General features: G+C 36.6%; 25 protein-coding genes and 1 pseudogene. 22 read left to right on the top strand and 4 right to left on the bottom strand.

What is annotated here, in order from left to right:
* The first annotated feature begins 62 nt into the window (after nucleotides 1-62).
* The 6 genes from ACB089_RS15185 to lepB all read left to right on the top strand — a co-directional run bounded on the left by ACB089_RS15185 (nucleotide 63) and on the right by lepB (nucleotide 7,172).
* Nucleotides 63-386: a hypothetical protein gene (locus ACB089_RS15185; RefSeq protein ID WP_374967150.1), complete on the top strand. Its 324-nt coding sequence runs from the start codon at nucleotides 63-65 to the stop codon at nucleotides 384-386.
* A gap of 463 nt (nucleotides 387-849) precedes the next feature.
* The gene (locus ACB089_RS15180; protein WP_374967149.1) at nucleotides 850-2,796 is read left to right on the top strand and encodes a primary-amine oxidase; all 1,947 of its coding nucleotides are present in this window, start codon (nucleotides 850-852) and stop codon (nucleotides 2,794-2,796) included.
* A 21-nt stretch (nucleotides 2,797-2,817) separates the two neighbouring features.
* Nucleotides 2,818-3,363 (top strand): hypothetical protein, encoded by a 546-nt coding sequence (locus tag ACB089_RS15175; RefSeq protein WP_374967148.1) that lies wholly within the window; start codon nucleotides 2,818-2,820, stop codon nucleotides 3,361-3,363.
* Nucleotides 3,364-3,377: 14 nt separating this feature from the next.
* Nucleotides 3,378-4,898: an aldehyde dehydrogenase family protein gene (locus ACB089_RS15170; RefSeq protein WP_374967147.1), complete on the top strand. Its 1,521-nt coding sequence runs from the start codon at nucleotides 3,378-3,380 to the stop codon at nucleotides 4,896-4,898.
* 33 nt (nucleotides 4,899-4,931) lie between these two features.
* Nucleotides 4,932-5,744 (top strand): hypothetical protein, encoded by an 813-nt coding sequence (locus ACB089_RS15165; protein ID WP_374967146.1) that lies wholly within the window; start codon nucleotides 4,932-4,934, stop codon nucleotides 5,742-5,744.
* 849 nt (nucleotides 5,745-6,593) lie between these two features.
* On the top strand, nucleotides 6,594-7,172 hold the full coding sequence (lepB, locus tag ACB089_RS15160) for a signal peptidase I (protein ID WP_374967145.1): 579 nt from the start codon (nucleotides 6,594-6,596) through the stop codon (nucleotides 7,170-7,172).
* A 381-nt stretch (nucleotides 7,173-7,553) separates the two neighbouring features.
* Here lepB and ACB089_RS15155 read toward each other — a convergent pair whose 3' ends face one another.
* Nucleotides 7,554-8,843 carry a phenylacetate--CoA ligase family protein gene (locus ACB089_RS15155; protein WP_374967144.1) on the bottom strand — a complete coding sequence of 430 codons (1,290 nt, stop codon included), beginning with the start codon at nucleotides 8,841-8,843 and terminating at the stop codon, nucleotides 7,554-7,556.
* A gap of 707 nt (nucleotides 8,844-9,550) precedes the next feature.
* On the opposite strand from ACB089_RS15155, the gene ACB089_RS15150 reads away from it, so the two are divergent.
* The 12 genes from ACB089_RS15150 to ACB089_RS15095 all read left to right on the top strand — a co-directional run bounded on the left by ACB089_RS15150 (nucleotide 9,551) and on the right by ACB089_RS15095 (nucleotide 21,066).
* Nucleotides 9,551-10,735 carry a thiolase family protein gene (locus tag ACB089_RS15150; RefSeq protein WP_374967143.1) on the top strand — a complete coding sequence of 395 codons (1,185 nt, stop codon included), beginning with the start codon at nucleotides 9,551-9,553 and terminating at the stop codon, nucleotides 10,733-10,735.
* Complete coding sequence (gene meaB / locus ACB089_RS15145) at nucleotides 10,725-11,723, top strand: methylmalonyl Co-A mutase-associated GTPase MeaB (RefSeq protein WP_374967142.1); 999 nt, start codon at nucleotides 10,725-10,727, stop codon at nucleotides 11,721-11,723. The genes ACB089_RS15150 and meaB overlap by 11 nt, the downstream gene beginning before the upstream one ends.
* Nucleotides 11,724-11,749: 26 nt before the next feature.
* Entirely contained in the window at nucleotides 11,750-12,154 is a 405-nt protein-coding gene (locus ACB089_RS15140) for a cobalamin B12-binding domain-containing protein (protein WP_374967141.1), read from the top strand.
* Nucleotides 12,155-12,164: 10 nt separating this feature from the next.
* The gene (locus ACB089_RS15135) at nucleotides 12,165-13,817 is read left to right on the top strand and encodes a methylmalonyl-CoA mutase (RefSeq protein ID WP_374967140.1); all 1,653 of its coding nucleotides are present in this window, start codon (nucleotides 12,165-12,167) and stop codon (nucleotides 13,815-13,817) included.
* 162 nt (nucleotides 13,818-13,979) lie between these two features.
* The gene (locus ACB089_RS15130) at nucleotides 13,980-15,110 is read left to right on the top strand and encodes an acyl-CoA dehydrogenase family protein (RefSeq protein ID WP_374967139.1); all 1,131 of its coding nucleotides are present in this window, start codon (nucleotides 13,980-13,982) and stop codon (nucleotides 15,108-15,110) included.
* Between the two features lie 16 nt (nucleotides 15,111-15,126).
* A complete protein-coding gene (locus ACB089_RS15125) occupies nucleotides 15,127-16,689 on the top strand; it encodes a class I adenylate-forming enzyme family protein (protein WP_374967138.1) in 1,563 nt (520 codons plus the stop codon).
* 58 nt (nucleotides 16,690-16,747) lie between these two features.
* Nucleotides 16,748-17,932 carry a M24 family metallopeptidase gene (locus tag ACB089_RS15120; protein WP_374967137.1) on the top strand — a complete coding sequence of 395 codons (1,185 nt, stop codon included), beginning with the start codon at nucleotides 16,748-16,750 and terminating at the stop codon, nucleotides 17,930-17,932.
* Nucleotides 17,933-18,101: 169 nt separating this feature from the next.
* Nucleotides 18,102-18,863, top strand: coding sequence for an SDR family NAD(P)-dependent oxidoreductase (locus ACB089_RS15115; RefSeq protein ID WP_374967136.1), 762 nt, complete (start codon nucleotides 18,102-18,104; stop codon nucleotides 18,861-18,863).
* 65 nt (nucleotides 18,864-18,928) lie between these two features.
* Nucleotides 18,929-19,378, top strand: a complete 450-nt coding sequence (locus ACB089_RS15110) for a MaoC family dehydratase N-terminal domain-containing protein (RefSeq protein WP_374967135.1) — start codon at nucleotides 18,929-18,931, stop codon at nucleotides 19,376-19,378.
* On the top strand, nucleotides 19,375-19,779 hold the full coding sequence (locus tag ACB089_RS15105; RefSeq protein WP_374967134.1) for a MaoC/PaaZ C-terminal domain-containing protein: 405 nt from the start codon (nucleotides 19,375-19,377) through the stop codon (nucleotides 19,777-19,779). The genes ACB089_RS15110 and ACB089_RS15105 overlap by 4 nt, the downstream gene beginning before the upstream one ends.
* Nucleotides 19,780-19,934: 155 nt before the next feature.
* Nucleotides 19,935-20,522: a TetR family transcriptional regulator gene (locus ACB089_RS15100; RefSeq protein WP_374967133.1), complete on the top strand. Its 588-nt coding sequence runs from the start codon at nucleotides 19,935-19,937 to the stop codon at nucleotides 20,520-20,522.
* Nucleotides 20,523-20,679: 157 nt separating this feature from the next.
* Nucleotides 20,680-21,066: a tyrosine-type recombinase/integrase gene (locus tag ACB089_RS15095; RefSeq protein ID WP_374967132.1), complete on the top strand. Its 387-nt coding sequence runs from the start codon at nucleotides 20,680-20,682 to the stop codon at nucleotides 21,064-21,066.
* A gap of 69 nt (nucleotides 21,067-21,135) precedes the next feature.
* On the opposite strand, the gene ACB089_RS15090 is transcribed toward ACB089_RS15095, so the two are convergent.
* Nucleotides 21,136-21,729 (bottom strand): YdeI family protein, encoded by a 594-nt coding sequence (locus tag ACB089_RS15090; protein ID WP_374967131.1) that lies wholly within the window; start codon nucleotides 21,727-21,729, stop codon nucleotides 21,136-21,138.
* Nucleotides 21,730-21,849: 120 nt separating this feature from the next.
* A complete protein-coding gene (locus ACB089_RS15085) occupies nucleotides 21,850-22,089 on the bottom strand; it encodes a hypothetical protein (RefSeq protein ID WP_374967130.1) in 240 nt (79 codons plus the stop codon).
* Between the two features lie 88 nt (nucleotides 22,090-22,177).
* On the opposite strand from ACB089_RS15085, the gene ACB089_RS15080 reads away from it, so the two are divergent.
* From ACB089_RS15080 to ACB089_RS15070, 3 genes are all read left to right on the top strand, one after another.
* The gene (locus ACB089_RS15080; protein WP_374967129.1) at nucleotides 22,178-22,921 is read left to right on the top strand and encodes a hypothetical protein; all 744 of its coding nucleotides are present in this window, start codon (nucleotides 22,178-22,180) and stop codon (nucleotides 22,919-22,921) included.
* 474 nt (nucleotides 22,922-23,395) lie between these two features.
* The gene (locus tag ACB089_RS15075) at nucleotides 23,396-23,866 is read left to right on the top strand and encodes a hypothetical protein (RefSeq protein ID WP_374967575.1); all 471 of its coding nucleotides are present in this window, start codon (nucleotides 23,396-23,398) and stop codon (nucleotides 23,864-23,866) included.
* 25 nt (nucleotides 23,867-23,891) lie between these two features.
* Entirely contained in the window at nucleotides 23,892-24,329 is a 438-nt protein-coding gene (locus tag ACB089_RS15070) for a hypothetical protein (protein WP_374967128.1), read from the top strand.
* Between the two features lie 175 nt (nucleotides 24,330-24,504).
* Here the strand turns inward: ACB089_RS15070 and ACB089_RS15065 are convergent.
* Nucleotides 24,505-24,732 (bottom strand): annotated as a pseudogene (locus tag ACB089_RS15065) (class II fumarate hydratase); the annotation flags it as partial.
* 256 nt (nucleotides 24,733-24,988) lie between these two features.
* On the opposite strand from ACB089_RS15065, the gene ACB089_RS15060 reads away from it, so the two are divergent.
* Nucleotides 24,989-25,513, top strand: coding sequence for a GNAT family N-acetyltransferase (locus tag ACB089_RS15060; RefSeq protein WP_374967127.1), 525 nt, complete (start codon nucleotides 24,989-24,991; stop codon nucleotides 25,511-25,513).
* Nucleotides 25,514-25,559: the final 46 nt, after the last annotated feature.

Raw genomic sequence — 25,559 nt, 5'->3', positions numbered from 1 at the left:
GTTGTAATGGAGTATATTACCAAATAAGGGAGCTATGACGAAGAAGTTGGAGGTGATTTTTTTTGAAGAAGGTTATTATTGGGCTATGTATAGTTGTAACTGGATTTATCCTCTTTATCGCACAAGATGAATTTGAAGGGAACGATACTGTAAATGGTATTGAAAAAATGTTTTCTGGTCAAATTTTTGATGTTGCACAAGAGAAATTTACTGTACACTCTATGGGATTTAGCCCAGAAGAAAATGTCCTTACAGTTAGAATTGGAAAAACACAATACAAAGAATACAAAGAACAAACAGAGGAATACTTTAGAGACATTTTAGATTCTCTTGATATGGAAAGTTATGAACTTGAGGTAGTCCCTGTTGATTTAACTTTAAAATAAAGAGGTTTGTGAAAAATTACACTTAAACTCCCACAGTGTTCTTATTAAACTCCTATGAAAGAACCTAATCATCTTTCATTTTCTGTGATGAAGTGCTGATTATTGCGCTTCATGGAGGGCTAACGGATGCTTTTGTTAAAAAAGGATTTACTAAAGACCAAGTTAATCTACAAAATGTGTAGAATTAACTTGGTTTTTATGTATTAATAGCAACAATCTATACGAAAACAGCCTTACTAAATAACCTTTCTATTTAAAATAGGAGGGTTTTGTTGTTTTAATAGTTACTAAGCTGAACGATAAACAGCTCAATTGGTATTTTTTTATAAAAAACACTTGAAGTAGAAAATATTATCTATTTATAGCTAAAAATAACTTATCTATAAAAATGCCGTTATTTACAATCACTTCACCGAATTTTCTGATTATAATTAAAGAGATCAAATTATAAGGGGTTGATAGAATGTCAGTAAAGGTTAATCCAAACGTTGAGCTTAATCACCCATTATCACCATTATCTGAAGTAGAAATTGAAAAAGCTGTTCAAATAGTCAAGGAACAGCAACAGTTGTCTGAACATGTCCGATTTATGTCGGTGATGTTACATGAACCTAAAAAATCAGAAGTACTAAATTACAAACCAGGTAATACTGTAGATCGCCAAGTATTTTTAGTGATTTTAGATGATAAAGAATTGAAAACATTTGAAGCAGTTGTAAATTTAACTTCAGAAAAGGTTGATTCCTACGAACATATTCCTGGCGTACAACCAAATGTAGCCTTAGAGGAATTTGAACAATGTGAAGAATTAGTAAAGAACCACCCTGATTTTGTAGCAGCTTTACAGAAACGTGGCATTAACAATCCTGAATTAATCATGGTGGATCCTTGGTCAGCAGGGAATTTTGGTGTTCAGGAACATGAGGGTAAACGTTTACTTCGTGCGATTTGTTGGCAAAAACACTCACTAGAAGATAACGGATATGCTTACCCTTTAACAGGTATTGTAACGTATGTAGACCTAAACAAAATGGAAGTTTACAAAGTAGAAGATCACGGGGTACGTCCAATTCCAACAACATCAGGTAATTACCATCCTGAAGTTGATGAATCAATAGTGTTTAGAAATGACTTAAAACCATTGGAAATCATTCAACCTGAAGGTCCAAGCTTTACAATTGAAGGTAATTTGATCAAATGGCAAAAGTGGAGTTTCCGCTATGGATTTACACCACGTGAGGGCCTTGTATTATACACGATTAATTACCATGACAAAGGCAAGGATCGTCCAGTTCTTTATCGTGCAGCATTATCGGAAATGGTTGTCCCTTATGGTGAACCAACATTTTCGCATAACACACAAAATGCCTTTGATGCTGGTGAATATGGAATGGGTCAATTAGCCAATTCGTTAGAACTAGGTTGCGACTGCTTAGGCGAAATTCAATACTTTGATGGTGTCGTTGCTGATGTTAAAGGGAATGCACGTACGATCAAAAATGCGATTTGCTTACATGAAGAAGATTACGGGATTGGTTGGAAACATACAGATTGGCGTACAGGCCATGTAGAAGTACGGCGCTCACGTCGACTAGTGATTTCATTCTTCTGTACAGTTGGAAATTATGATTACGGATTCTATTGGAGTTTCTACCAAGACGGTACGATTGAAGCTGAAGTCAAACTAACAGGTATTTTAAGCACTGGTGCATGTGAAGATGGCATCCAAACAAAATATGGATCTGAGATTTCTCCAGGATTAAATGCATCACATCATCAACACTTCTTTAATTTCCGACTTGATACGATGTTAGACGGTGAAAATAACTCAGTAGTTGAAACAGAAACCGTTTCAGAAACATTGGGAGAACACAATCCAAATGCCAATGGTTTCTATCCTGTTTCACGTATCTTTAAAACGGAGAAGGAAGCATTACGTAATTTAGATTTAAAAACGCAGCGTACTTGGAAAATTATTAATAAAAGCTCACTTAACCGAGTGAATCAACCTGTTGGATATAAAATTTTACCTGGCGAAAATTGCTTCCCATTTGCTCATGAAGAAGCAAGCGTCATGAAACGAGCTGGTTTCCTTAAACACCATTTACACGTTACGCAATTTGATGAAAATGAAAAATATGCAACAGGTATGTATCCAAATCAACATGCTGGGGGAGATGGACTTCCAAAATACGTTGAGAATAACCGTTCAATTGATGATGAAGATATCGTCGTTTGGTACACAATGGGCCATCATCATATCCCGCGCCCTGAAGATTGGCCTGTAATGCCAACTGCATACATCAACTTCCAATTAAAACCAGTTGGATTCTTTGATCGAAACCCAGCGATAGACGTTCCTAGACCGGACAAGAAGTGTCACACAACTTCGTCTTGTCATACGCAATAAAACTCTTACAGGAGTGATTATATGCTACCATTCCTAAGCATGTTGGTGATTGTTACTTTTACGGTAATCACTAACCGTTTATTAAAACAGCGTTTTGCTAATCATGGCATGGCCAAGTGCTGTATAATGCTGATTTCTATGACAATGAGTACTGCTGTTGGGATGAATATGGCTACCTGGCTTCCCGATATGGTACTTGGCGCAATAGCATCTATTATTATTTCTATTGCTTTAGGCTATTTACTGTCAACAGGCTTACCAATGTACCTATTCATGGAAAGTGTAGGATCTAGTTTTATGGGAGCAATGATGGGCGCGATGCTTACATTAATGACCACCCAATATTTAACGTTAAGCATTATCTTTTTTACAATGATGTTTATTGTAAGTGCTATTATTTCTATTGGTGTATGGAATCGTGAGATGTTTCCTATCTTTATAAAAGCCATTCCAAAGCATATTTACATTGTGGCTGGTTTAATGATTTGTGTACTAGTAGTAAGTAGTTTTGAGATTCATAACGAGGTACCTGTAAAAGAGGAACAACAGCATCATAATCATCATTAAAGGGGTCGATCATTATGGTAAAGGTAAATGTTAAACCGAATATTGAAGAATCTGGCATTCAATTCAAAAAGAAATATGACAATTTTATTGGTGGTGAATGGGTAGCACCTGTAAATGGAGAGTATTTCGATAATAGTACGCCTATCACGAAAGAAGTATTTACACGTGTAGCTGGTTCAACAAAAGAAGATGTAGAGCTAGCATTAGATGCCGCTCATGAAGCCCAAAAAACTTGGGGGAAAACACCCGTAGCAGAACGGGCACGTATCTTACTAGCCATTGCTGATCGTATGGAAGAAAATCTTGAAAAAATTGCAAAGGTAGAAACTTGGGATAATGGGAAAGCGATTCGTGAAACGATGTATGCTGATATTCCATTGGCAATTGATAATTTCCGCTATTTTGCAAGTGCCATTCGCACACAACAAGGCCAAGTGACACCTGTTGATGAGGATACAGTAGCTTATCATTACCAAGAACCTATTGGTGTAGTTGGCCAAATCATTCCATGGAACTTTCCTGTTTTAATGGCAGCTTGGAAATTGGCGCCAGCACTTGCTGCTGGAAATAGTGTTGTATTAAAATTGGCAGAACAAACGCCGGTATCATTCTTATTCGTAGTTGAGCTTATTCAAGACCTATTACCAAAAGGTGTATTGAACGTCATTAATGGTTTTGGTGTAGAGGCCGGGAAAGAGTTAGCTTCAAGCCCACGTATAGCCAAAGTGGCCTTTACGGGTTCTACAGCTGTCGGCAAACTGATTATGAAATATGCATCTGAGAATCTAATTCCTGTTACACTAGAGTTAGGTGGCAAATCTCCTAATATCTTCTTTGAAGATGTCATGGATGCTGATGACGGATATCTAGATAAGGCGATTGAAGGATTAGTTATGTTTGCTTTCAATCAAGGAGAAGTTTGCACTTGTCCATCTAGAGCATTGATCCATGAGTCTATTTATGATCGTTTCATGGAAAAAGCCATTGAACGAGTAAAGCAAATTAAAGTTGGTGATCCATTCGATCTTGAAACAATGATGGGTGCACAGGCTTCAGAAGAACAACATAAAAAAATCCTTTCTTATTTTGAAATTGCCAAACTAGATGGCGCAGAATGTTTAATCGGTGGCGCCGAAAATCACCTTGATCATGTAGATGGTTATTTTATTAAACCAACTATTTTTAAAGGCAATAACAAAATGCGTATTTTCCAAGAAGAAATTTTCGGTCCTGTATTAGCAGTGACTACGTTTAAAACCTTCGAGGAAGCGATTGAAATTGCAAATGATACTATGTATGGATTAGGGGCAGCTGTATGGTCACGTAATACAAACGTTACCTATAAAGCAAGTCGAGAGATCCAAGCAGGACGTGTTTTTATTAATGCGTATCATCAATACCCTGCTGGTACAGCATTTGGCGGCTACAAAAAGTCAGGCTTCGGTCGAGAAAATCATTTAAAAGCTTTAGAATCGTATCAATCGACTAAATGTGTTTTTGCAAGTTACAATGAACAGGCGCAAGGGTTCTTTTAATTTTACCTAAGAGTGAAGTGAGGGGGCGGCTTATTGAGTAGCTATTATCCAATCCAACCTGAATTGGTCCAAAAAACGTATTCTTATAGAGAACTGACTCCAAATAGCGAGTTAAACCAGGATATATTATTTTATTATGAGTTTGAACCAATAGGCATTAATAGTGATATTCATGTCATTCCTGATGCTTGTCAAGATTTAATGTTTTACATGGGCAAGGATCAAAAGGTTGTCTTAGGGAATACCCCGACTACACGTGGAATTTATTCATTTACCCCAAAAGGTAAATATTTTGGTGTTCGTCTAAATCCAAAACAAACAGTGATTCAATACAATTGCGCATTAAAACAAATTGTTCAACAACCGTTTGTTAATGTTGGATTAGGCTGCACACTAGACCCTAAATTTATACAAGCTGTTTTTGAAGCAGGAGATTTCGAACAAAGAGTGCAGATTTGTAATGAGTATTTTTGTTCTCAAAAAAAGGAAAAAAGTTTGAGTGATGAAATATTCGCTACTTGTTTTGATTCTATTATTGAAAATAATGGGCTGTTCTTACCAGATGTAATTCAGCATAAAACAGGTTATTCTGAGCGATATATCCGAGAACTTTTCTACAAAAAAACAGGTTTTGGACCGAAAAAACTAAGTAAATTCATACGTATTCAACTCTTGCTTCAACATTTTTCTTTTGAAGAGACACCTGTAAACATTGACCAATATGGTTACTATGATCCTTCACATTATTACAAAGAATTTAAAAGCTTGCTTATAATAACACCTGCTGAATATATAAAAGAATTTTTAGGTTGGAAAAATATAAAACGAAAGTTTCTATCTTATTAGCCCCTCAAAGCGTTCACTCTTTCTTATAAAAAACATACTGATATGAACTGCCCCGTAAAAGTTAGACACCAATCTAACTTTTACGGGGGTTTTTTATTTATTCATGAACAGTATACTTTCTTCCAGAAAAAAGCATATCAGTTAGTCTAACTACATTAACGATTCGCTACTCTAACTTTATGGAAAAATCCTATTAGCTATAAAAATTCAGATAATTGATCCAGTTACAACAGATACTCTCAGACTTAAAAGTAATCCTTTTGATTGGATAATTGTTTTGTAGGTAAAGTACAAAAAAGAGACGTATCCTGGCGATGAACAAAACAAATAACATGACATAATATAGAAACATCAAATATTATTTAAAAGGATGATGTATTATTTCTGTAGTAAGAACCGGTACCCTTCCTAACGGAGAAATACATGACGGCTGGGAAGATGTTGATGTTATTTGGGACATTGATCGTTGGGAGAATGACGGGGGTAGAAGTGTTGGCACATGACTTGGCTACGGCCGTTGAATGAAAAAATTTTTGCATTAAAAGGGAGGCAAGCCAGTCTCCCTTAAAAATATTTGTACGGACAAGAATCGAAAAAAATTTTTTCTATTGTCTTCTACAATCTTCTGTGGAGGGCTTTTTTTAGCTCGCTTAAAGCCTAATCATATTTAGGTTGGATAGAGCCACACACACTCGGTTTTTTGCGGGCCTGTTCTTTACAATTGTTGGGGCATGTCTTGCGCCTATAATTTGTGATGAATTTCCTGAAAAATAAAATATTTTAAGAGAAAGCTGAAACTATTTTCCTTGTTTAGCGTATTAAATAATAGAACACTAGGAGGTGAAAGTTTTGGAAGAAAAAATACAGGGAAAACAAAAAAGTGAGTTTTGGGAATGGGTAAAGGCAATTGCTTTCGCTCTAATGCTTACGTTTGTAATCAAGCAGTTCTTATTTACTCCAGTACTTGTTAAAGGTGCTTCTATGATGCCGACACTTGTAGACCACGATCGCGTGATTGTCAATAAAATTGGTCCAACACTTCAGTCATATGATCGATTTGACATTGTTGTTATTGAAATGAATGAAGAAACAAATTATATAAAACGTATCATTGGTCTACCAGGAGATAAAATCGAGTATAAGGATGATCAATTATACATAAACGGTGAGAAGTACAATGAACCTTATTTAGACCAATATAAGAATGAATTAAAGGATACTGGGACACTCACTTATGATTTTACGCTAGAGCAAAATTTAGGTGAAACTACCGTACCAGAAGGGCATTACTTTGTATTAGGCGATAATCGTCGAGTAAGTAATGATAGCCGAAATCCTGAAGTTGGATTCATCTCTGAAGAACAAATAATGGGGACAACTAATATCATCTGTTGGCCGATGGAGCATATTGACTTAAGGTTTAACTAGATTCATCTTGGACATCGTTGACACACAAAAAGCATCTATCATAAAGTTACTTAATCAAACTAGTTATACCGAGTAAAATCAGTACGATTAAGTATTATTTAAAAGAATATAGGAGTTTCGTAAATTAGGTTCGAACCCTTTGGGGACGTATCAAGGTTCAGAAAGAATAAGTTTGAACCAACTGAAAAGCGCTTTAATTCCTTTAATATAAAGGGTTTGAGGCGCTTTTCCTTTTTTGAGAATACGTTAAAAGATGATATAAAATAAAAATATCTACACATTTTCTACACAAGAAAAAGTAGCACGAAGACACTACCAGACTGCCAATGCGAGAAAGTTTTATTATGGCGCACAGGGAACGATGTCTATTTCGCAAAGCCTTTAGCTCTTTTTACTACGATTATCTACAACTCTTCTAGCTTTGAAAACAGTTTCAGGGATAATTCCTTGTTCTACGAGATTCACGCCTACACGAACCCCAAATTTATTTTTGAACAACTTTGCTGCTTCACCTTCAAAGGATTGTAGATTATCATTTTTATATTGGTTTTGGTATTCAATGTTAATTGTCATTTCATCTAATGACCCTTTTTTATCCAGAATAATTTGATACTCCGCTCCACTCCAATCTAATGATCGAACGGCATTTTCAATTGCACTTGGATAAATATTTACCCCTCGAATGATTAACATATCGTCTATACGGCCAAGCACGCCTTGTGGTAAACGTGGATATGTTCTCCCACAGGAACATGGCTCATCAGTCATATAACTTTCATCTCCTGACCAAAAACGAATCATTGGTTGAGATTTTCTCCATAGATGCGTGTACACAACTGCTCCTTTTTCGCTCATAGGCATTGAGCTATGGGGATCCTCTGAATTTACAATTTCAGTGAAAACCTCGTCTTGATAAAGATGGACTCCTTCCTGGGCTTCGCAAGATGTATTCGTCATGAATGGGTACATTTCCGAAGTAGAGCCAGTATCAAACAAACTAGCACCCCAACCTTTTGTGACGATTTTTCTCGTATTTGGCAAAGATGCGCCTGTTTCTCCAGCTGCGATGATTCTTTTTACAGAGCTTTGGGATAAATCGATGCCTCGACTTCGTGCTTTATCTAGTAAGTGCATACAATAGGAAATTGTCCCAACAAAAGTAGACGGTTGCAATCTTTCAATCAAATCTAAATGTTTGTCTGATTCTGTAGCACCTAATGGAAATATCGTAGCCCCTAGTTTTTCAGCTCCTTGTAATATTCCCCAACCGCCAAAAAACATTGAAAAAGCAAAGCCGAATTGGATTGTGTCTGTTGGTCTCAATCCAGTTGACCATAATGCCATCGCATGCATTTCGGATGCTCTCTCCCAATCATCTTTACTCACTTGATAAAAAGTTGGCGTTCCGGAGGTCCCACTCGATCCCTGTATACGAGCAATTTCTTCCGGTTTAAATTGACCTGCGTAACTTCCGAAAATAGGATTGTTTTTTTGATCTTCAACGAGCATCTTTTTTGTGATTATAGGAACCTTAGTCGTGAAATCTTCTAAGGTTTTTACATCAGATGGCTTAAAGTTATGATTATCATAATGTTTTCTGTAAAAAGGTAAGTTGTTATAGACATATTCCAATTGGTCTTTAATTCTTTTTAATATAAGTTTATTTCTCACCTCTGGATTTAAAGTTTCCCTTTCTTCATTCCAATACTTTTTATAATTAACAGAATTTATACTAAATCCTCCCTTGTATAAATTGTAGTTTTTACATTTTGGTCATTATAATTCCATATCTTCAATTTCTAATCTTCACTCGATTTTTTGAAATATATGTCTAAAACTAGCCGAGATTCATTATGTCTACAGCAATAATCACTACATCAAGAAATTCTATTCACCACCTTTATTGATTTCAATTCCTTGGATTTAAATATATGTTCAAATTTCTAATAATTATTTAATAGATATTATGAGTTAAATATTCAGAATATTCGTTCTATTATTTGTATTATTTTTCATTGAAACATTTTTTTAAAAATACAAATGGAGGAAGTTAACATTTTAAGTTCCAGGTAAACCTCAAAATTGATTATTCTTTTTGGGCTAATACTATATGTAAATTACTTACTGATTAAAAAATAAATATTCGAAATGTTCTGTTAATGAGGTGATTTGAATATATAGTTAATAACATACTATCTGTTCAAAATTTAAATTAATAGTTCTTTTTTTACTGAAATGAAAGTATGTATAGGGTGCCGGCTACTCCTTGGAAGGTGCTTATGTTTAGTGTATTTAGATGTTCCAACTGTTCGGCACTTAAAGTTTTAATATAAGAATAGCTTTTAGTTAATAATTGCGGAGGGGGAGCCGGAATACTTATGAAAGATGTAGCTGTAGTATCTTTTGCCCGAACACCTATAGGGAGGTTCGGATGTGCTTTTAAAGATTTGACAGCAGTTGATCTTGGGACAATTGCAATAGAAGAGGCAATCAAGAGAGCGGGTGTAAGCACTGAACAAATTGATGAAGTTGCTATGGGAGTGGTTTGGCAAGCAGGCTTAAAGGCAAACCCTGCACGTCAAGCAGCCATCCGAGCAGGTGTTAACGTGGAAGCTCCAGCAATTACAATTAATCAACAATGTTCTTCCGGGATACGCGCAATCGATATTGCGTCTGATCAAATAAGATTAGGAAAAGCCCGTGTCATTGTGGCCGGTGGGTTTGAAAGTATGAGTGGTGTTCCGTTTCTCGACGTTTCAGGACGCTGGGGACATGTAAGAGGAAGAAAGAGTTTAGAAGATGGACTTTATTATGATGGTTTAGATGATGCTTTTTCAGGAATAAATATGGGAAATACGGCCGAAACCGTGGGCAAAAATGCTCTCCTCACAAGGGAGGATGCGGACGCATTTGCTTTAGAAAGTCAGCAAAAAGCTGCGAGAGCAATTAGCAGTGGACGTTTTAATCGTGAAATCGTACCGGTTAAAATAGCTGATAGAAAAGGCGAAGAAATGATTATTAGTGAAGACGAGTGTTCTCGTCCGAATACGAAAATTGAAGATTTAAGTAGATTGCAACCTGTGTTTGATAAAGTTGGGATTTCGACGGCAGGGAACTCTCCGCCATTAAGTGATGGAGCTGCGGCACTTGTCTTAATGGAAAAAGAGTATGCGAAAGAAAACAATTTCCCGATTTTAGGATTTATTAAAGATACAGTTTCTGTTAGTGTTCCGCCGGAGATTATGGGATATGGGCCGGTACCAGCAGTGAAACGATTATTAGAAAGAAATAAACTAGCGGTCGAAGATATTGGTTTATTGGAAATCAATGAAGCTTTTGGTGCTCAAGCATTGGCGTGTATAAAGGAACTAGGTTTTCCAACGGATATTGTGAACGTCAATGGAGGAGCCATTGCACTAGGTCATCCCCCTGGAAATACGGGTGCTCGATTAGTAGGAAGCCTTCTTTTGGAACTGGGGATAAAAGGGAAGAGATATGGCATTGCTACATTATGTGCTGGTGGGGGACCAGCCATAGCGATGTTAGTTAGCGTTGAAGAGTAGCGAGAAGGGGGCGTTAACAATCAAACATCTTGATGTTGACCAAATGGTAGAAAATATTAAGTCTAGGAAAGGAAGCGCTTTAGCTAGGGCCATTACTATTGTTGAAAATAATGATGAAGACTATTTAGAAATTATCTCTAAACTTTATTCGAGTACAGGAAAATCGCATATTATTGGCATCACAGGTTCTCCTGGAACTGGAAAAAGTACACTTGTAGATAAAGTTGCTAAAATGCTGAGTGATAACGGGAAAAGTGTTGCTGTTCTTGCAGTTGATCCGAGTAGCCCATTTTCAAGAGGCGCGATTTTAGGAGATCGAATCCGAATGATGTCAGCTCAAAAAACGTCTGATATTTTTATTAGAAGTATGGCATCTAGAGGAGAAGTTGGCGGTTTAGCTAAATCCGTGCGTAATGTGATTACACTCTTTGAAGCATTCGGGTTCGATGCAATATTAATAGAAACAGTAGGCTCGGGTCAAACAGAAGTGGAGATCATGAATTTGGCACATACGACGCTGGTAGTAACAGCTCCTGGATTAGGTGATGAAATTCAGGCTCAAAAAGCAGGGATTATGGAAATTGCTGATATTTTTGTCGTTAATAAAGCTGATTTACCAACTGCTAAAACTACCGCCTATCAAATTCAAAAAATACTTAGCACAGAAGCGGCTGTTAATCGAAAGCAAGTGCCGATCATCATGACATCACCAGTAAAAGAAACAGGCATCACAGAACTTGTAGAGAAGGTTGAAGAAAGGTGGCAGAAGATTAATGACTCAGGAGAGCGAGAGCAGATTGAAAAGTCACATGCCTATTATAAGTTAATGGAAAGTATAAAAGATAAATTTTGGGGATTTATGAAAGAAGAAGTCATGAATAGTGCGAATTGGAGTACCGTTGTTGATGAAGTTTATAAGAAAGACATCTATCCGGAACAAGCGGCAGATGATTTATTTTCAGAGTTTTTCGTCAGTGTGAAAAAGTGAAACGATGGAGAGGGGGAATTTGTACTATGAACAGACCGATAAAAGTTCTGGTAACAAAGATTGGACTAGACGGACATGATCGAGGTGCAAGGGTTGTAGCAAGTGCTTTTAGAAATGCTGGAATGGAAGTGATTTATACAAGTCCATGGCAGCGTATAGAAGATGTCGTCAATATTATCCTACAAGAAGATGCGGATATTATTGCCATTAGCTCATTAGCGTATGATCACTTAATTATTCCGAAGTTAATGGACGCCTTGAAAGAAGAAGGGCTTGAGGATAAAAAGGTGATTGTAGGTGGAATAGTTCCTGATGAAGATGAGGAACTGTTGTTAAAGGCTGGGGTTGAAAAAGTGTTTCATCCAGGCGAAACATTAGATTCAATTGTTAGAAGTGTTGAAGAAATGATGGGGAAAACTATTGAGAAATGAGGTGTTTATTTTGACAAAGTCCGATAATCTCCAGCATGAAGAATGGAGAAAAGAATATGAGAAGGTTAGGAAAGTTGCGCCAGAGCAAGACCTAAAATACAACAGATCAGAAATTCCAATTAAACCATTATATACAGTAGAAGATATAGCGGAACCGGAAAGTTCTTTTCCAGGTCAATACCCGTTTACACGTGGATTATATCCAACGATGTATCGAGGACGCGGGTGGAGTCGAAGGCAATTAATAGGATTAGACACACCAGAAAGATTCAATCAAAGGCAACGAGAATTGATAAGAGCAGGTTCCAACGCGGTCAGCATCATTTTTTGTAATAGCTTTTATCGAGGCTATGATGCGGATATGGTTGATTCGCTTTTAGTGGGAACATGCGGGACGCCGATTAATACAATGGAAGATATGAGAATAGCTTTTGACCAAATCGCGATAGAGGATATTAGTGTTGGCTTAAATGATCCGATTGGTTTTACGGGTTTAGCGATGCTGCTCGTTTTAGCAGAAGAAAGAAACATTCCATATTCCAAAATAACAGGAACGAGTAACCAATCTGATTTTATCTCGCATTATGTTGCAAACCACATGTTTTATCGAATTTCATTAGAAGGAAGTTTAAGAATTTTACTCGATCATATTGAATATACAAATAAGCATGTCCCAAATTGGAATCCTGTCAGTATAGTTGGCCAGCATATGCAACAAGCCGGAGCAACTCCAGCCCAAGCATTAGCATTTACCATTTCAAGTGGAGTTACGTACATTGAAGAAACTTTAAAACGTGGATTACCGATTGATTCGTTCGCACCACGATTTACTTTCTTTTACGATATTAGCATTAGTATGTTTGAAGAAACAGCAAAGTTTCGTGCGGGTAAAAGAATTTGGGCAAAGTTGTTAAAGGAACGTTTTGGAGCGCAGGACCCTCGTTCGATGAGATTTAAGTTTCACGGGCAAACTTCGGGAGCGGACTTAACGAGACAGCAACCATTAAATAATATTATTAGAGTAACCGTCCAAGCGATTGCAGGAATTCTTGGTGGTGCCCAGTCTCTACACACGGATTCATATGATGAAGCGTTGGGTACGCCAATCGAAGAAGCGGCAAGGATTGCGATTAACACACAAAATATTTTAGCAGAAGAAGCGGGACTTGCTGATGTGATCGATCCACTTGGCGGTTCCTATTATATGGAGAAGTTAACAGATCAAATGGAAGAAAAAGTATGGGCATATATTCATGAAATTGATGAAATGGGAGGCATGCTTGAGGCAGTAAGGACGGGATATATTCAAAGAGAAATCGGTGAATCTGCAGAGAAACATCAGCGCGCCATCGATAACCTAGAACGAACTGTTGTTGGTGTGAATAAATACCAAATTGATGAAAGTCAAGATAAACGACCTCCATTAACAAGAGTAGCGCCAGAACTTGTTGAAAAACATTTACAACGTTTAGAAAACTTTAAGAAGAATCGGGACCAAAGTAAAGTCCAGAAAGCACTTGAACAAATTGAAATCGCAGCGAAAGATCCGTCTATCAATATCTTTGAAGCGACCATTGCTGCTGTGAAAGAGGGCTGTACTCATGGCGAGATCATTCATGAGCTTAGAGAACATCTTGGGTTTGGTCATCCAAATATAGTCTAGAAATTGGAAACAAAAGCGGATGCTAGGGAATAGCATAGCCTATCTTCCTCTTTTTACACGATTAAAGGCCCCTCTCGTTATAAAGAGTGTGGGGCTATAAAGTCGATACGGACAGGCAGGAATTATTAATAGCTGTGTTATGTGAAAGGGGTACATTTCAGAATGTATGTAAAAGGTGAAAATCAAATCTTTAGAACATCTCTAAAAAAGTTTTTGGAAAAAGAGGCTTATCCCTATTACGATGAATGGGAAGCTGAACGTATAATTCCACGGGATTTTTGGCGAAAGATGGGCAGTAATGGATTTCTTGCTCCTCACCTTAATGAGGAATATGGTGGAATGGAAACTGACTTTGGATTTTCAGTCATATTAATTGAAGAGCTAGAGCGAGTCGGCGCTGGTTTAATTGGTGTTTCGAATCATAACGATATCGTTGTTCCTTACTTGGACACGTTTGGAAGTGAAGAACAAAAAAAGCGGTGGTTACCGGGATGTATTACTGGAGAGAAAATAACCGCAATAGCGATGACGGAACCTGGAACAGGTTCAGATTTGGCGAATATTAAAACAAAGGCAATTCGTGACGGTGATCATTATATTGTCAATGGTGAGAAAACTTTTATAACGAATGGGATTCATGCAGATTTGGTAGTCGTTGCTTGTAAAACAAGCACAAATGAAGGTCATAAAGGGATTAGTCTTCTTGTAGTTGAACAAGGAACGAAAGGTTTTACAAAGGGAAAAACATTAAATAAGGTTGGTCTTCATTGTCAAGATACGGCAGAATTAATTTTTGAAGATGCAAAAGTTCCAGCTAGTAATCTTTTAGGTGAAGAAGGACGAGGCTTTTATTATTTAATGGAAAAGCTACAACAGGAAAGATTAGTTGTCTCAATTCAAGCCCAAGCTGCGGCAGAAAAGATGTTAGAATTGACGGTTGACTATGTAAAGGAAAGAAGTGCTTTTGGTCAAACTATAAGCAAGTTCCAGAACACACAATTTAAGATAGCGGAATTGGCTACTGAAATAGAATTAGGACGTACATTTTTAGATAAGCTAATCGTAAATCATATGGAAAATAAGCAGATTGTGAAAGAAGTTTCAATGGCAAAATGGTGGGTAACAGAAATGACGAAAAGAGTTGCTGCTCAATGTATACAATTATTTGGGGGATACGGTTATATGGAGGAGTATGAAATCGCTAGAAGATATAGAGATGCCCCAGTTTCGGCTATTTATGCCGGGACAAATGAAATTATGAAGTTAATCATAGCGAAGAAAATGACTTTGTAAAAGGAGTTAATTCTGTATGATAATGAAAAATATGATTGAAAATGTTGTGATGGAGTATGGAACGAAGACAGCCACGGTTTTTGAAGAAGTGGAACGTACTTACCAACAGTTTTATAACAGAATTAATAAAGTTTCGAACAGTCTTATAAATTTAATGATTAAAAAAGGCGACCGAGTCGTACTTTTACTCAACAACAGACCTGAATATTTTGAATTGTATTTCGGTATTTTTGGTTTTGGCGGAATTGCAGTTCCTTTAAATACGAGACTAGCAACTACTGAACTGATTTATATAATTAATCACTCTGGTGCAAATACGCTCATTTATGAGGATGTCTTTAAAGAAAAAATAGCTACTATAATAAATGACTTACCAGAGGTTAAAAATTTTGTTTCGGTGGGCGAAAAAGATGAAAAGAGTCTTAATTATGAAGAAATGCTTCAGGATGCAGAATCTACTGAGATTGACTGTGACGTAGTAGAAGATGATATCGCCTTTCTTTGCTATACGAGCGGGACAACGGGCAGGCCTAAAGGTGCGATGATTACACATAAAAACATGACACAAATGTGTAGTTATCAATTGATTGAATTACCACGTTTTCGTCACTATATCGGCATGTGTTTATTTCCCTTTTTTCATATTGGCGTGATGATGGGCTTGAACAAAATAGCAATGGGCATGACATGTGTTTTCGCTAACTTCTCAACTGAACGAATAGCCAAAGTCATCGAACAATATAAGGTGAATGATCTTGATATCACCGCAACCCAATTGAAAATCTTTTCAAATGACCCTGTCATTCAAGAATATGATCTGACAAGCTTGAAAACAGTTTCAACTGGTGGTGGGTTTTCTTCAGCAGATACACTGGGAAAGTTTTTTGAAAGGTTTAAAAAAGATGATGATGTTGTCGTTGCCAATATCTATGGGATGACTGAAAATACAGCACATGTCATGAGTAATATTATTTCTCCCAAAACATTAGGAAAAGAAATTAAAAAGATGGATCTTCTCCCAGGAATTAAAGCTTCTGGTTTAGGGGCAGGAAAACCGATATACGGAATGCTTGTCAAACTGGTAGACAATAATGGCAATCAAGTATCGGAAAACGAAGCGGGTGAACTTATCGTTAAAGGTGATACCGTAATGAAAGGATATTGGCAAGAACCTGACAAAACAGCCGAGGCCGTCATTGATGGTTGGTATTACACGGGGGATATAGGGGTTCGTTTAGAGACTGGGGAATATTTTGTGGTAGATCGAAAGAAAGATATGATTGTGAGTGGCGATGAAAATATTTATTCAGCAGAAGTAGAAAATGTATTAGCGACGCATCCAGAAATAGAAGAAGTGGCGATGATTGGACTTCCCCACGAAGTGTATGGAGAAGTTGCCATTGCGATTGTTGTGTTAAAGGAAGAAAGTAGTGTGAATGATCAGGAATTGCAAGACTTTTGCCGTGGAAAACTTGCGGGTTATAAAATTCCAAAACAAGTTCATTTTGCACAACAATTACCACGGAATGCTTCGGGGAAAATATTGAAGCACAGATTGAAAGCAACCTATTCCGAATGAACGTACAGCGTACTGACCTCCACTTCGAAAAGATATAGAGGCATAAGGAGTTGAGAGCATGCAAGAAAAAAAAGATGAATATGAAAAAAGAATAGAGAAACTTCAACAGCAATTACAAGCGGAAGAAACTGATGGTGCAATCTTTTTTCACCCTGAAGAAATCTTTTATTTCACAGGGAGTGGTGTTCATAGTGTTCTTTTAGTGCCAAGTCATCAACCACCGATTTTATTAGTACGAATTAATTTTGAACGTGGCAAAAAAGACAGTTATATAGCAGATATTCGTCCTTCTCAGGGAATGAATACTTTAATCGATGTCATAGAGGAAGTATATGGAGAGAAAAAAGTAGTACTTGGACTTTCCTTTGATGTGACAACTCTTCAGTTTTATTCAAGATTGAAGAAAAGCTTACCTCAAGTAACATTTGTGGATGTTCAAAAAATTGTATGGTCACTCAGATTGATCAAATCGAATTGGGAAGTTTCACAAATGAAAAACACAGCCCTAATTTCGCGTAAAGGGTTCGAACAAGCAATAGAAGCCTTGCAAGAAGGCATGACAGAAATACAATTTTTAAAGACAATTGAAAAGATTACTAGCTCTTATGGTGATGAAGGTAACATGATTCAAAGGGGATCGAGTAATCGCTTGCCATTCGGAGTTGTTGCATTTGGTGAAAATACAAGTGTCATTTCTGGTAACTGGTTAACGATGACAGGTTCAGGAAGCAGTCCAAGTCGACCTTATGGTGCAGGCAATCGAAAAATTGCCCAAGGGGATCTCGTTGTCATTGATAAAGGAACAGTTTCCAAAGGTTACCACGTGGACGAGGCACGGACATTTGTTTTCGGAAAGGCGAATCAAAAGCAAAAAGAGCTACACAAAATCGTAAATGAAATATTGGATCATACAATAGAGTCAATTCGGCCTGGAAAAAGAGTGGCCGACATTTATTCAAAAGCTGAGGAAATTGCTTTTTCTTATGATTTGAATAAAGAATTTATGGGACTAGGACAATATGGATTCAAATATGTAGGGCATGGTGTCGGATTAGAAATGGATGAACCGCCACTCGTTTCTTCCTTCAATGAAATGATCTTAGAGCCCGGTATGGTGTTAGCAATTGAGCCAAAAGTTATTTTTCCTAATCAGTTTGGATTAACCATTGAGGATACAGTCTTAGTTACTGAAACAGGCGTAGAAATCTTGACGAGTTCTTCACGTGATACACTCGAAATCTAGAGGCAATGAAAAGGAAGAAAGAAGAGCAATCGGATAGTTGCTCTTCTAATATTTAGTAGACTGTAAATCCCTGTGGTAATAGCCGCTCTCCTAAGCGGAAAAAATAGCGTTAGAAAAATGGTATAATTTGGTGGTGTGCTAAGGTGGATTTGAAAAGGGAGGAATAAAATTGGGGAGATTTGATGGTAGAGTAGCAATTATTACTGGGGGAAGCCGTGGAATTGGCTATGCAATTGCAGAAAAGCTTGCTGAAGAAGGCGCAAAGATCGCACTATTTGACATTGAGGAACAATCATTAGAAGTTGGGGCAAATGAACTTCGTGAAAGTGGTTACCAAGTTATGACCCGAGTCACAAATATTGTGGAGGTTGACCAAGTAGAAAGTGCTGTAAAGGCGGTCGCGAATCAATTCGGAAAAGTTGATATTCTTGTGAACAACGCTGGGATTATTCGCGATAACTATTTGTTTAAAATGACAGACGAAGATTGGCAGTTTGTCATGGATGTTCACCTAAAAGGTTCATTTAACTGCTCTCGTGCTGCTCAAAAGTATATGGTGGAAAATAAATATGGACGTATTGTTAACATTTCATCAACATCTGCGCTCGGAAATCCCGGACAAGCAAACTATTCTGCTGCGAAAGCTGGACTTCAAGGGTTTACAAAAACACTAGCACTTGAACTCGGTCGTTATGGGATTACCGCAAACTCGGTTGCACCGGGCTTTATCGAAACAGACATGACGAGGGCAACAGCAGAAAGAATTGGCGTTCCTTTCGAAGAATTTATGAAAGCAGCTATTTCTCAAATTCCAGTTGGCTTTGGTGGGAAGCCCGCTGATATTGCAAATGCAGTTGCATTTTTCTGTGATGAAGCATCAGGATTCGTTAACGGTCAAGTGATTTATGTTGCTGGTGGACCACAAGCCTAACAAGGAAATTCGAATATCGCTAACTGTTAATTGAGTATGATTAGTAAATTGAAAGGGGAATGATTATGTACCGAGAGATGATTGGCAAGCGTTCTGTGAAGGTGTTGAATATCGTTGAGCCTAGTACTGTAAGTAAGTTTGCACATGCGATTGGAGATGCTCACCCAATTTATTTGGATCCGGAATATGCAAAAAACTCACGACATAGAAGAAATATCGCCCCTGCCACATTTCCGCGTACGTTTGACGATGGAAAAATCGAAGGGCTTGATCTTCCAGAAAAAGGGCTGATTCATGGGACACAGAGTTTTTACTATGAGCGGCCACTTTATGTTGGGGAGAGTGTCTATTGCTACAAAGAAATTAAAAATTACTATGAAAAGAAGGGTGGAAGTGGAGTTATGGGCTTTCTAGTCATAGAAAGTAATGGTGATGATCGTGATGGTCATACAATTTTTACGTCGACCGCAATTATCGTGATTAGTGAGGCAGTTAGAAAGGGAATCAATCCATGATGACACTAGCAAATTTGCAAGTTGGTGGATCATTGGAACCAATTGAATTACCTCCAGTTTCACTCTCGGAGTTAATCGAGTACTCTGATGCTTCCGGTGACTTTAACCCGATACATACAGTCGAAGCAGAAGCCAAAAGAGTAGGACTTCCAGGCGTCATTGCTCATGGGATGTGGACGATGGGTAATCTCGCGAAGTTGTTCACGCCTTACTATGAAGAAGGTTTTATTCAAGATTATGCCATTCGTTTTGTAACGATGTTGTTCATTGATGAAGTTGTTACGCTTAAAGGAAAACTTGTTGAAAAGAACGATGATATTTTAGTATTCCTGGTTGTCGTAGAGAATCAAAAAGCAAAAGAAGTTATCAAAGGTTCAGTAAAATTTAAATTATTTAAGTGAATAGATACAAAATAAATCAATCATAATGACCTTTGGTGTAGACGTTAGTGTGCTTGAAATACAAATAGTGGGGACAGTTAGAGTCTCTCTATCATGACTCTTGAGGAGAGTGTCATTCTTCGTTAAGATACAAATAGTCAAAGGAGTTGTTTTTTATGTCAGCATTTCGAGAGGAAAGGGCTATAGCAAAAAAGCTTGAAATTTTAAGAACAGCAGCAAACCTTTTTAATAGAAACGGATACTTCCAAACAACAATCGAGGACCTTGCAAACGAACTTCGTCTTACAAAAGGTGCGATTTATTATTATGTTGAGAGTAAAGAAGATTTGTTATTTCAATGTCATACGCTAGTAGCAACTGAGTGTATCGAAAGAATTAAGGAAATTGTTAAAAGCAACAAAACGCCAGTTGAAAAGTTAGAAGCAGCGATGGAATCATTAATTATGTTGATGGTTGAAGATGATGCTGTCTTCAGCGTTGTGAACAGAGCTAATATGCTTTCTGGAGATATGCGTGCAGAGGCTCTTCGACAAAGGGATGAATATGAAAGTATTTTTCAATCTATTATTGAAGAAGGAATTACTGAAGGATATTTTCATTCCGAGAATAAAAAATTGGCGAAATTATTAATTTTAGGTGCGATAAACTCCATTCCTTATTGGTTTAAAAAGCAGGATGAAGAATCTGATCAAGAAGTTGTAAAGTTTTTCTCACAGAATTTAATTAAAGTGGTCATGAAGTGATCAGTATTGCACTTGTGTTGCAGTGTATGGAAAAGAAGTTATCTTGAACAAGATTTGCTCAGAATAGCTTCTTCTATCTATAGTTAAGTTGATTTATTGTAGTTGAGTTGTTTAGAAACGATCATATTTATCCTTCTTTCTTCGTCCTATTTTAGTTTTGGGTTCATTATTCAAGCAGAAAAAGAAGGCAAAAGAATTAAATAGCAAAGCGGTAGATGCAAATCAGCTTACAATCAACAGTTTCCGATTCCAAAAGGTTTACTTAATATTATATTTACGTCATACACACGCATCTATCCTAATTTCTAAAGGTGTAGATATTGTTAAGGTGGCACATCGATTAGGACATGTTAATCCTAAAAATACATTAGAAACATACGCTCACCTTATTCCAAATCAAGAAAATGAAGTAGCGGATATTTTCCATTTCGCATTAAGTCGTTCCGTGAGCAAATGCAAAAATGAGAGTAAGAAGCTACTAAGTGAAACGGCCAATAAACATTATTATATTAACGTTTATTGGCTGGGTTATATAATGATTTAGAGTTAAGAGCATTAATCCACAATGAATTGATGCTTTTTGTATTGTATTTCATCTTATCTTCTTTTAAACTTAATCATTTAATCCCTTACCATCAAGAATTTGCTGCGTGTATTTTTCAATCCTTGACACTCGCGTTTTGGATTGTTTAGGCTGAGAAAAATATAAAATATATGCTCTTTGTCGCCCTGGCGTCAATTCTTCAAAAGCAGTTTTCAAAGTAGGCATTTCATCGAATTTATTGTGAAGTTCTTCAGGAATTATGTATTCCTTATGCTCTTTCATGGGCACTTCTAAACCTGCTTTTTCAACTTCAATGGCTTCTTTAATATAGTCTTTAATGATGGCTTCCATTGCAACTATTTCTTGCACATTGGTGAAACGAATTTGGCGTGCAGCTTGTACATTTTCCGTTTGTTGGATTAGTATCCCATGTGTATCCTTTAACAGGGCTCCTTTGTGAAACAGAAGTGCACAATACTCTTTAAATCCGTGTATTAACACGATGTTTTTGTTCTCCAATGTGTAACAAGGATGCATCCACTTAAAATCCTCGGTCAGCTCACAGTCACAAACGATATTTCTCAACACCGAATATTCTTCCTGCCACTTTTTAGCTTTACTTAAAAATTCATCAACCTTCGGATTCATTCTATTATTTGTCATCAAGGAACACCCCTCTACAATTTTTTAATCAGTTGATATCAATTACTCTAATCGATTTATAATAAAACATAAATTAGTATCATGTCTAGCTAGAAAACACTCTAAATTTGGTTTACATTATTATGGCTCATCACCATAGCGTGTGGTTGAAATCCGTTCCGATTGGGCGCTTTGTAGCTGTCGCTTCGCTTTCGCATAGATAAAAATCGTGGATAGAACCTTCGAAATGATGGATAGAAAGTTTAAAGTCGTGGATAGTACCTTTGAAATTTGTCGCTGACGCTTCGCTTTCGCCCAGTCTCCACTCAACTTATATAAATGGCATATGTTTGTCATCCAAAACTTTTGGTGATAAGCCATTACTATTCCTTCATTGGTAGAATATAGGATTAATAGTATATAATACTGAGGGATTATGTTTAGTAAAATTAAGCTGAGGGGGAGAATAATGAAAAAATTTTTTATTGTGTTACTAGCAGCATTTGTACTTGCAGTAATAAATCCAACAAAGTCAGAAGCAAAAGTGATGCATGATGGAGCAGAAGTTGTTAAAGGGCAAACAGGAAAAATGACCTTTAAAAAAGACATCAAGGTATACAAGAGAAATCCAAATGGTACATTTGATTCGTTAGTGGTAAAACAAAATAACTTCTTTAAAACGTATGATATTGAAAAATATGAAGGCAAAACATTCTATCATATGGGGCAATATCGAGTACAAGCAACGGATTTGGTAGTTTTCAAAGAAGTACCAATAAAGATTCGTGCTTCTTTCTATAACAATCCAACTTATGTTGTTATTAATCGTGATGGTAATTATAATTACGGATATTACGGAAAATATTTCAATGAAACGGGTGATACTTCATACGTGGATTTAAATAATGAACAATTTAAGTATTGCGTGAGCAATGGAGTAGGTTGGTTATGTGAGAAGTATCCTGGTACAGATCTTAAAATCTTTGAGACAACAGTGAGACAAATTGACGTGCGTTATGAGCTAACAGAAAATGCAGAAGCGAAACACACTCCATTAAAAGAAGCTAAACCTGAAATAATGTTTGAAAAGGGAAGCATTTTTTCATCAGATAGTATTGAAGTTAATGGTTATCTATTGGTAAGATTTGAGGGAGAAGTCAGATATCTTGGTTGGCTCCCTGTAAATTTATTAAAGCCAGTTGGAGATAAGTGATAGATTATGAATAATATATAGCTCTCTTAATAAATATTTATTAAGGGGGCTATTTTTTTGGTTTGTTGACAGACATACGGATAGGATGTTTGTCGATGTCCTGGGCTTAGCTGAATAAACGATAATAAGGTTTGAATTGGCTCATCACCAAAAGTTGTGGATGACATTTGTTAAAACATATACTATGTAAATAAGTTGATTGGAGTGAAGGCTGGGTGACTCCTTGGGGATCAGCGTCACAGATGAGACCCTGGAGCGAGCAACGCGAGTGAAGCGGCTCATCGGACGCCCCCAGGAAAGCGCCCAGTCGGAACGGAAATCAACCACACGTTTTGGTGATGAACCTTTGAATTATATTAAATGGAAGAATTTATCCAAATGATTCTGGTTTGAGGTATTATTATACTAGCGGAGCAGGATTGTGTTCCATTTATGACCTATACTTTCGATAGATAAAGGGATGGTAGGGTGAATATGAAAGGATTTTTGAAATTATTTATAGGATTGTGTTTAATTTTTATATTAACAGGGTGTATTGGTGAAGATTATGATGTAGGGGTGCCAACTGCCCATATATATTTCGAGGGTTTATCTTCAAATTTTCAATTAACAGAGGCAAATATCAGTTGGAAAACGGCAAGTGAAGAAGTGGAAAAAACAAAAAAAGATATTATCACATACGCATCATCACTGGATGAAATAAAGGTTTTTCCAGGTCAAAAAGTGTCTTTGGATTTTAGAGAGAATCCAAAAAATGGTGGGGATATATGGACTGATCCAAAGATAACTGTTGCCTTATTAAAAGATGGCGAACGAACAGAACTTGCTTTGGATGATTTTAGAGAATTTCAATTCCCAACAGACAAAGGAAATTATGTTTTAGAAGTTGAATTTATTAGTTCAGCAGGCAATGCTCAATATTTAGGAAATATTCTAATTCAGTGATTAAAACATAGCTGAGGAGTTTTGTATGGAAGAAATTACGTTAAATGATTTTATTGTAAAAATAGATACGGATAAAACTCTTGAATTGTATGAAGCACTTCCGAAAGTTTCCGATAAAGCGCATTGTGGTTGTGATGATTGTCAACTTTTCGCTAAGCAAATTCAACATGCGAGCCCAGAAGTTTTAAAATTCTTTAAACAATTTGGAGTTGACCCTACAAAAGAGGCAGAAGTTTGGAGAGCTCTTCCTAATGAAGATGGCTTTGATACTTATACTGCAGATTATCATTTTATAGGCATTATACAAGGGACAGATGAATTAGATTGGATTCAAATAGGAGAAGCATCTTTTGGACTTGCAAATCATGATGGAGATTTACCAAGTCCAATGATTCCAAGCACTTTTTCAAAGCCGATTGTAGAATTAGCTGTGAGAATAACAATGCCTCATATAGCGATATAATATAGAAAGTAATTATTCTATAAATATTTCCACTATTATGGTAATAGAAAAACACTTTCAGCTGCATGATTAGCTGAAAGTGTTTTTTGCCCGATTTATTCTTTAATGGACATATAAATTACATCTTCTACTTCGAACTCTAAGTAATCACATAATTTGTCTATTACACTAATGATCACTTTACATTTGGATAAATCATCGTCGCAGGATCCACATCTTCATCGAACTGTTCCTCTATTAGTTAACCAGTTGCAATCACTGCTTCTTTTAATGTTGTACCTTCTTTATAGACTTTCTTTGCGATTTTTGCCGCATTTTCATAGCCGATATAACAGTTTAAAGCTGTTGCAAGCATTAAAGAGTTTTGTAAATTATGGTCAAGCACTTCTTTATTTGGCTCAATTTCGAAGTGCATGGAATTTATTTGCTACAGAGTAATTGCCGCTGCTACACGCTCACCAAATTCAGGATGTGTGTTAATACCAGTACCTTTTGTAATAAAGATTGATATTTATGTTAAAGTCACTCAAAAGATAAGGTACGTTTGAATTGGGTTGTATATTAAGATTAGCAAAGACGAGCTAAATAAGTAATGACATCCTCACTTTTTTGGTATAAAATGTGTAAAATATTATTTACTTGGAAGTGGGGGGTAAAAAATGTTTCCTGTTTTAGATACTGAACGATTAATGTTAAGAGAACTCAAAATTAATGATGCCCAAGCTATTTTAAATTGCTTTTCTAATCCTGATGTATTACGTCACTATGGGCAGAACCCATTGACAAGTTTGGATCAAGTGAAGCACATAATTAATAATTTTTCTAAGAACTATGATGAAAAACGTGGCATTAAATGGGGAATAGAATTAAAAGGGCAAGAAGGTATAATTGGTACTATTGGTTTTCAGGAATGGTCAACTGAGCATAGTAGAGCCGAAATAAGCTATGCACTTTTTCCAGAGAGTTGGGGAAAAGGATATGCAATGGAAGCTGTTAATAGAGTTATCTCATTTGGCTTTCAAGAGATGGATTTAGTGCGTATTGGAGCAATTGTTTTTACTGAAAATGATGCTTCAAACAAGCTATTAACTAAAGTTGGTTTTGAAAAAGAAGGAATATTAAAAAAATATGTGCATCAAAATCAAGTTCCATATGACACTTATATTTATTCTCTAATAAGATAAAGTCATCATCATTATTATTAACGACAAAGACCAAGCTTGATTTGGT

This window comes from Lysinibacillus sp. RS10 (assembly GCF_041956855.1).
GTDB lineage: Bacteria > Bacillota > Bacilli > Bacillales_A > Planococcaceae > Lysinibacillus > Lysinibacillus xylanilyticus_A.
The sequence above is the reverse complement of the archived record's forward strand: the minus strand, read 5'-3'. Positions and strand labels throughout refer to the sequence as shown.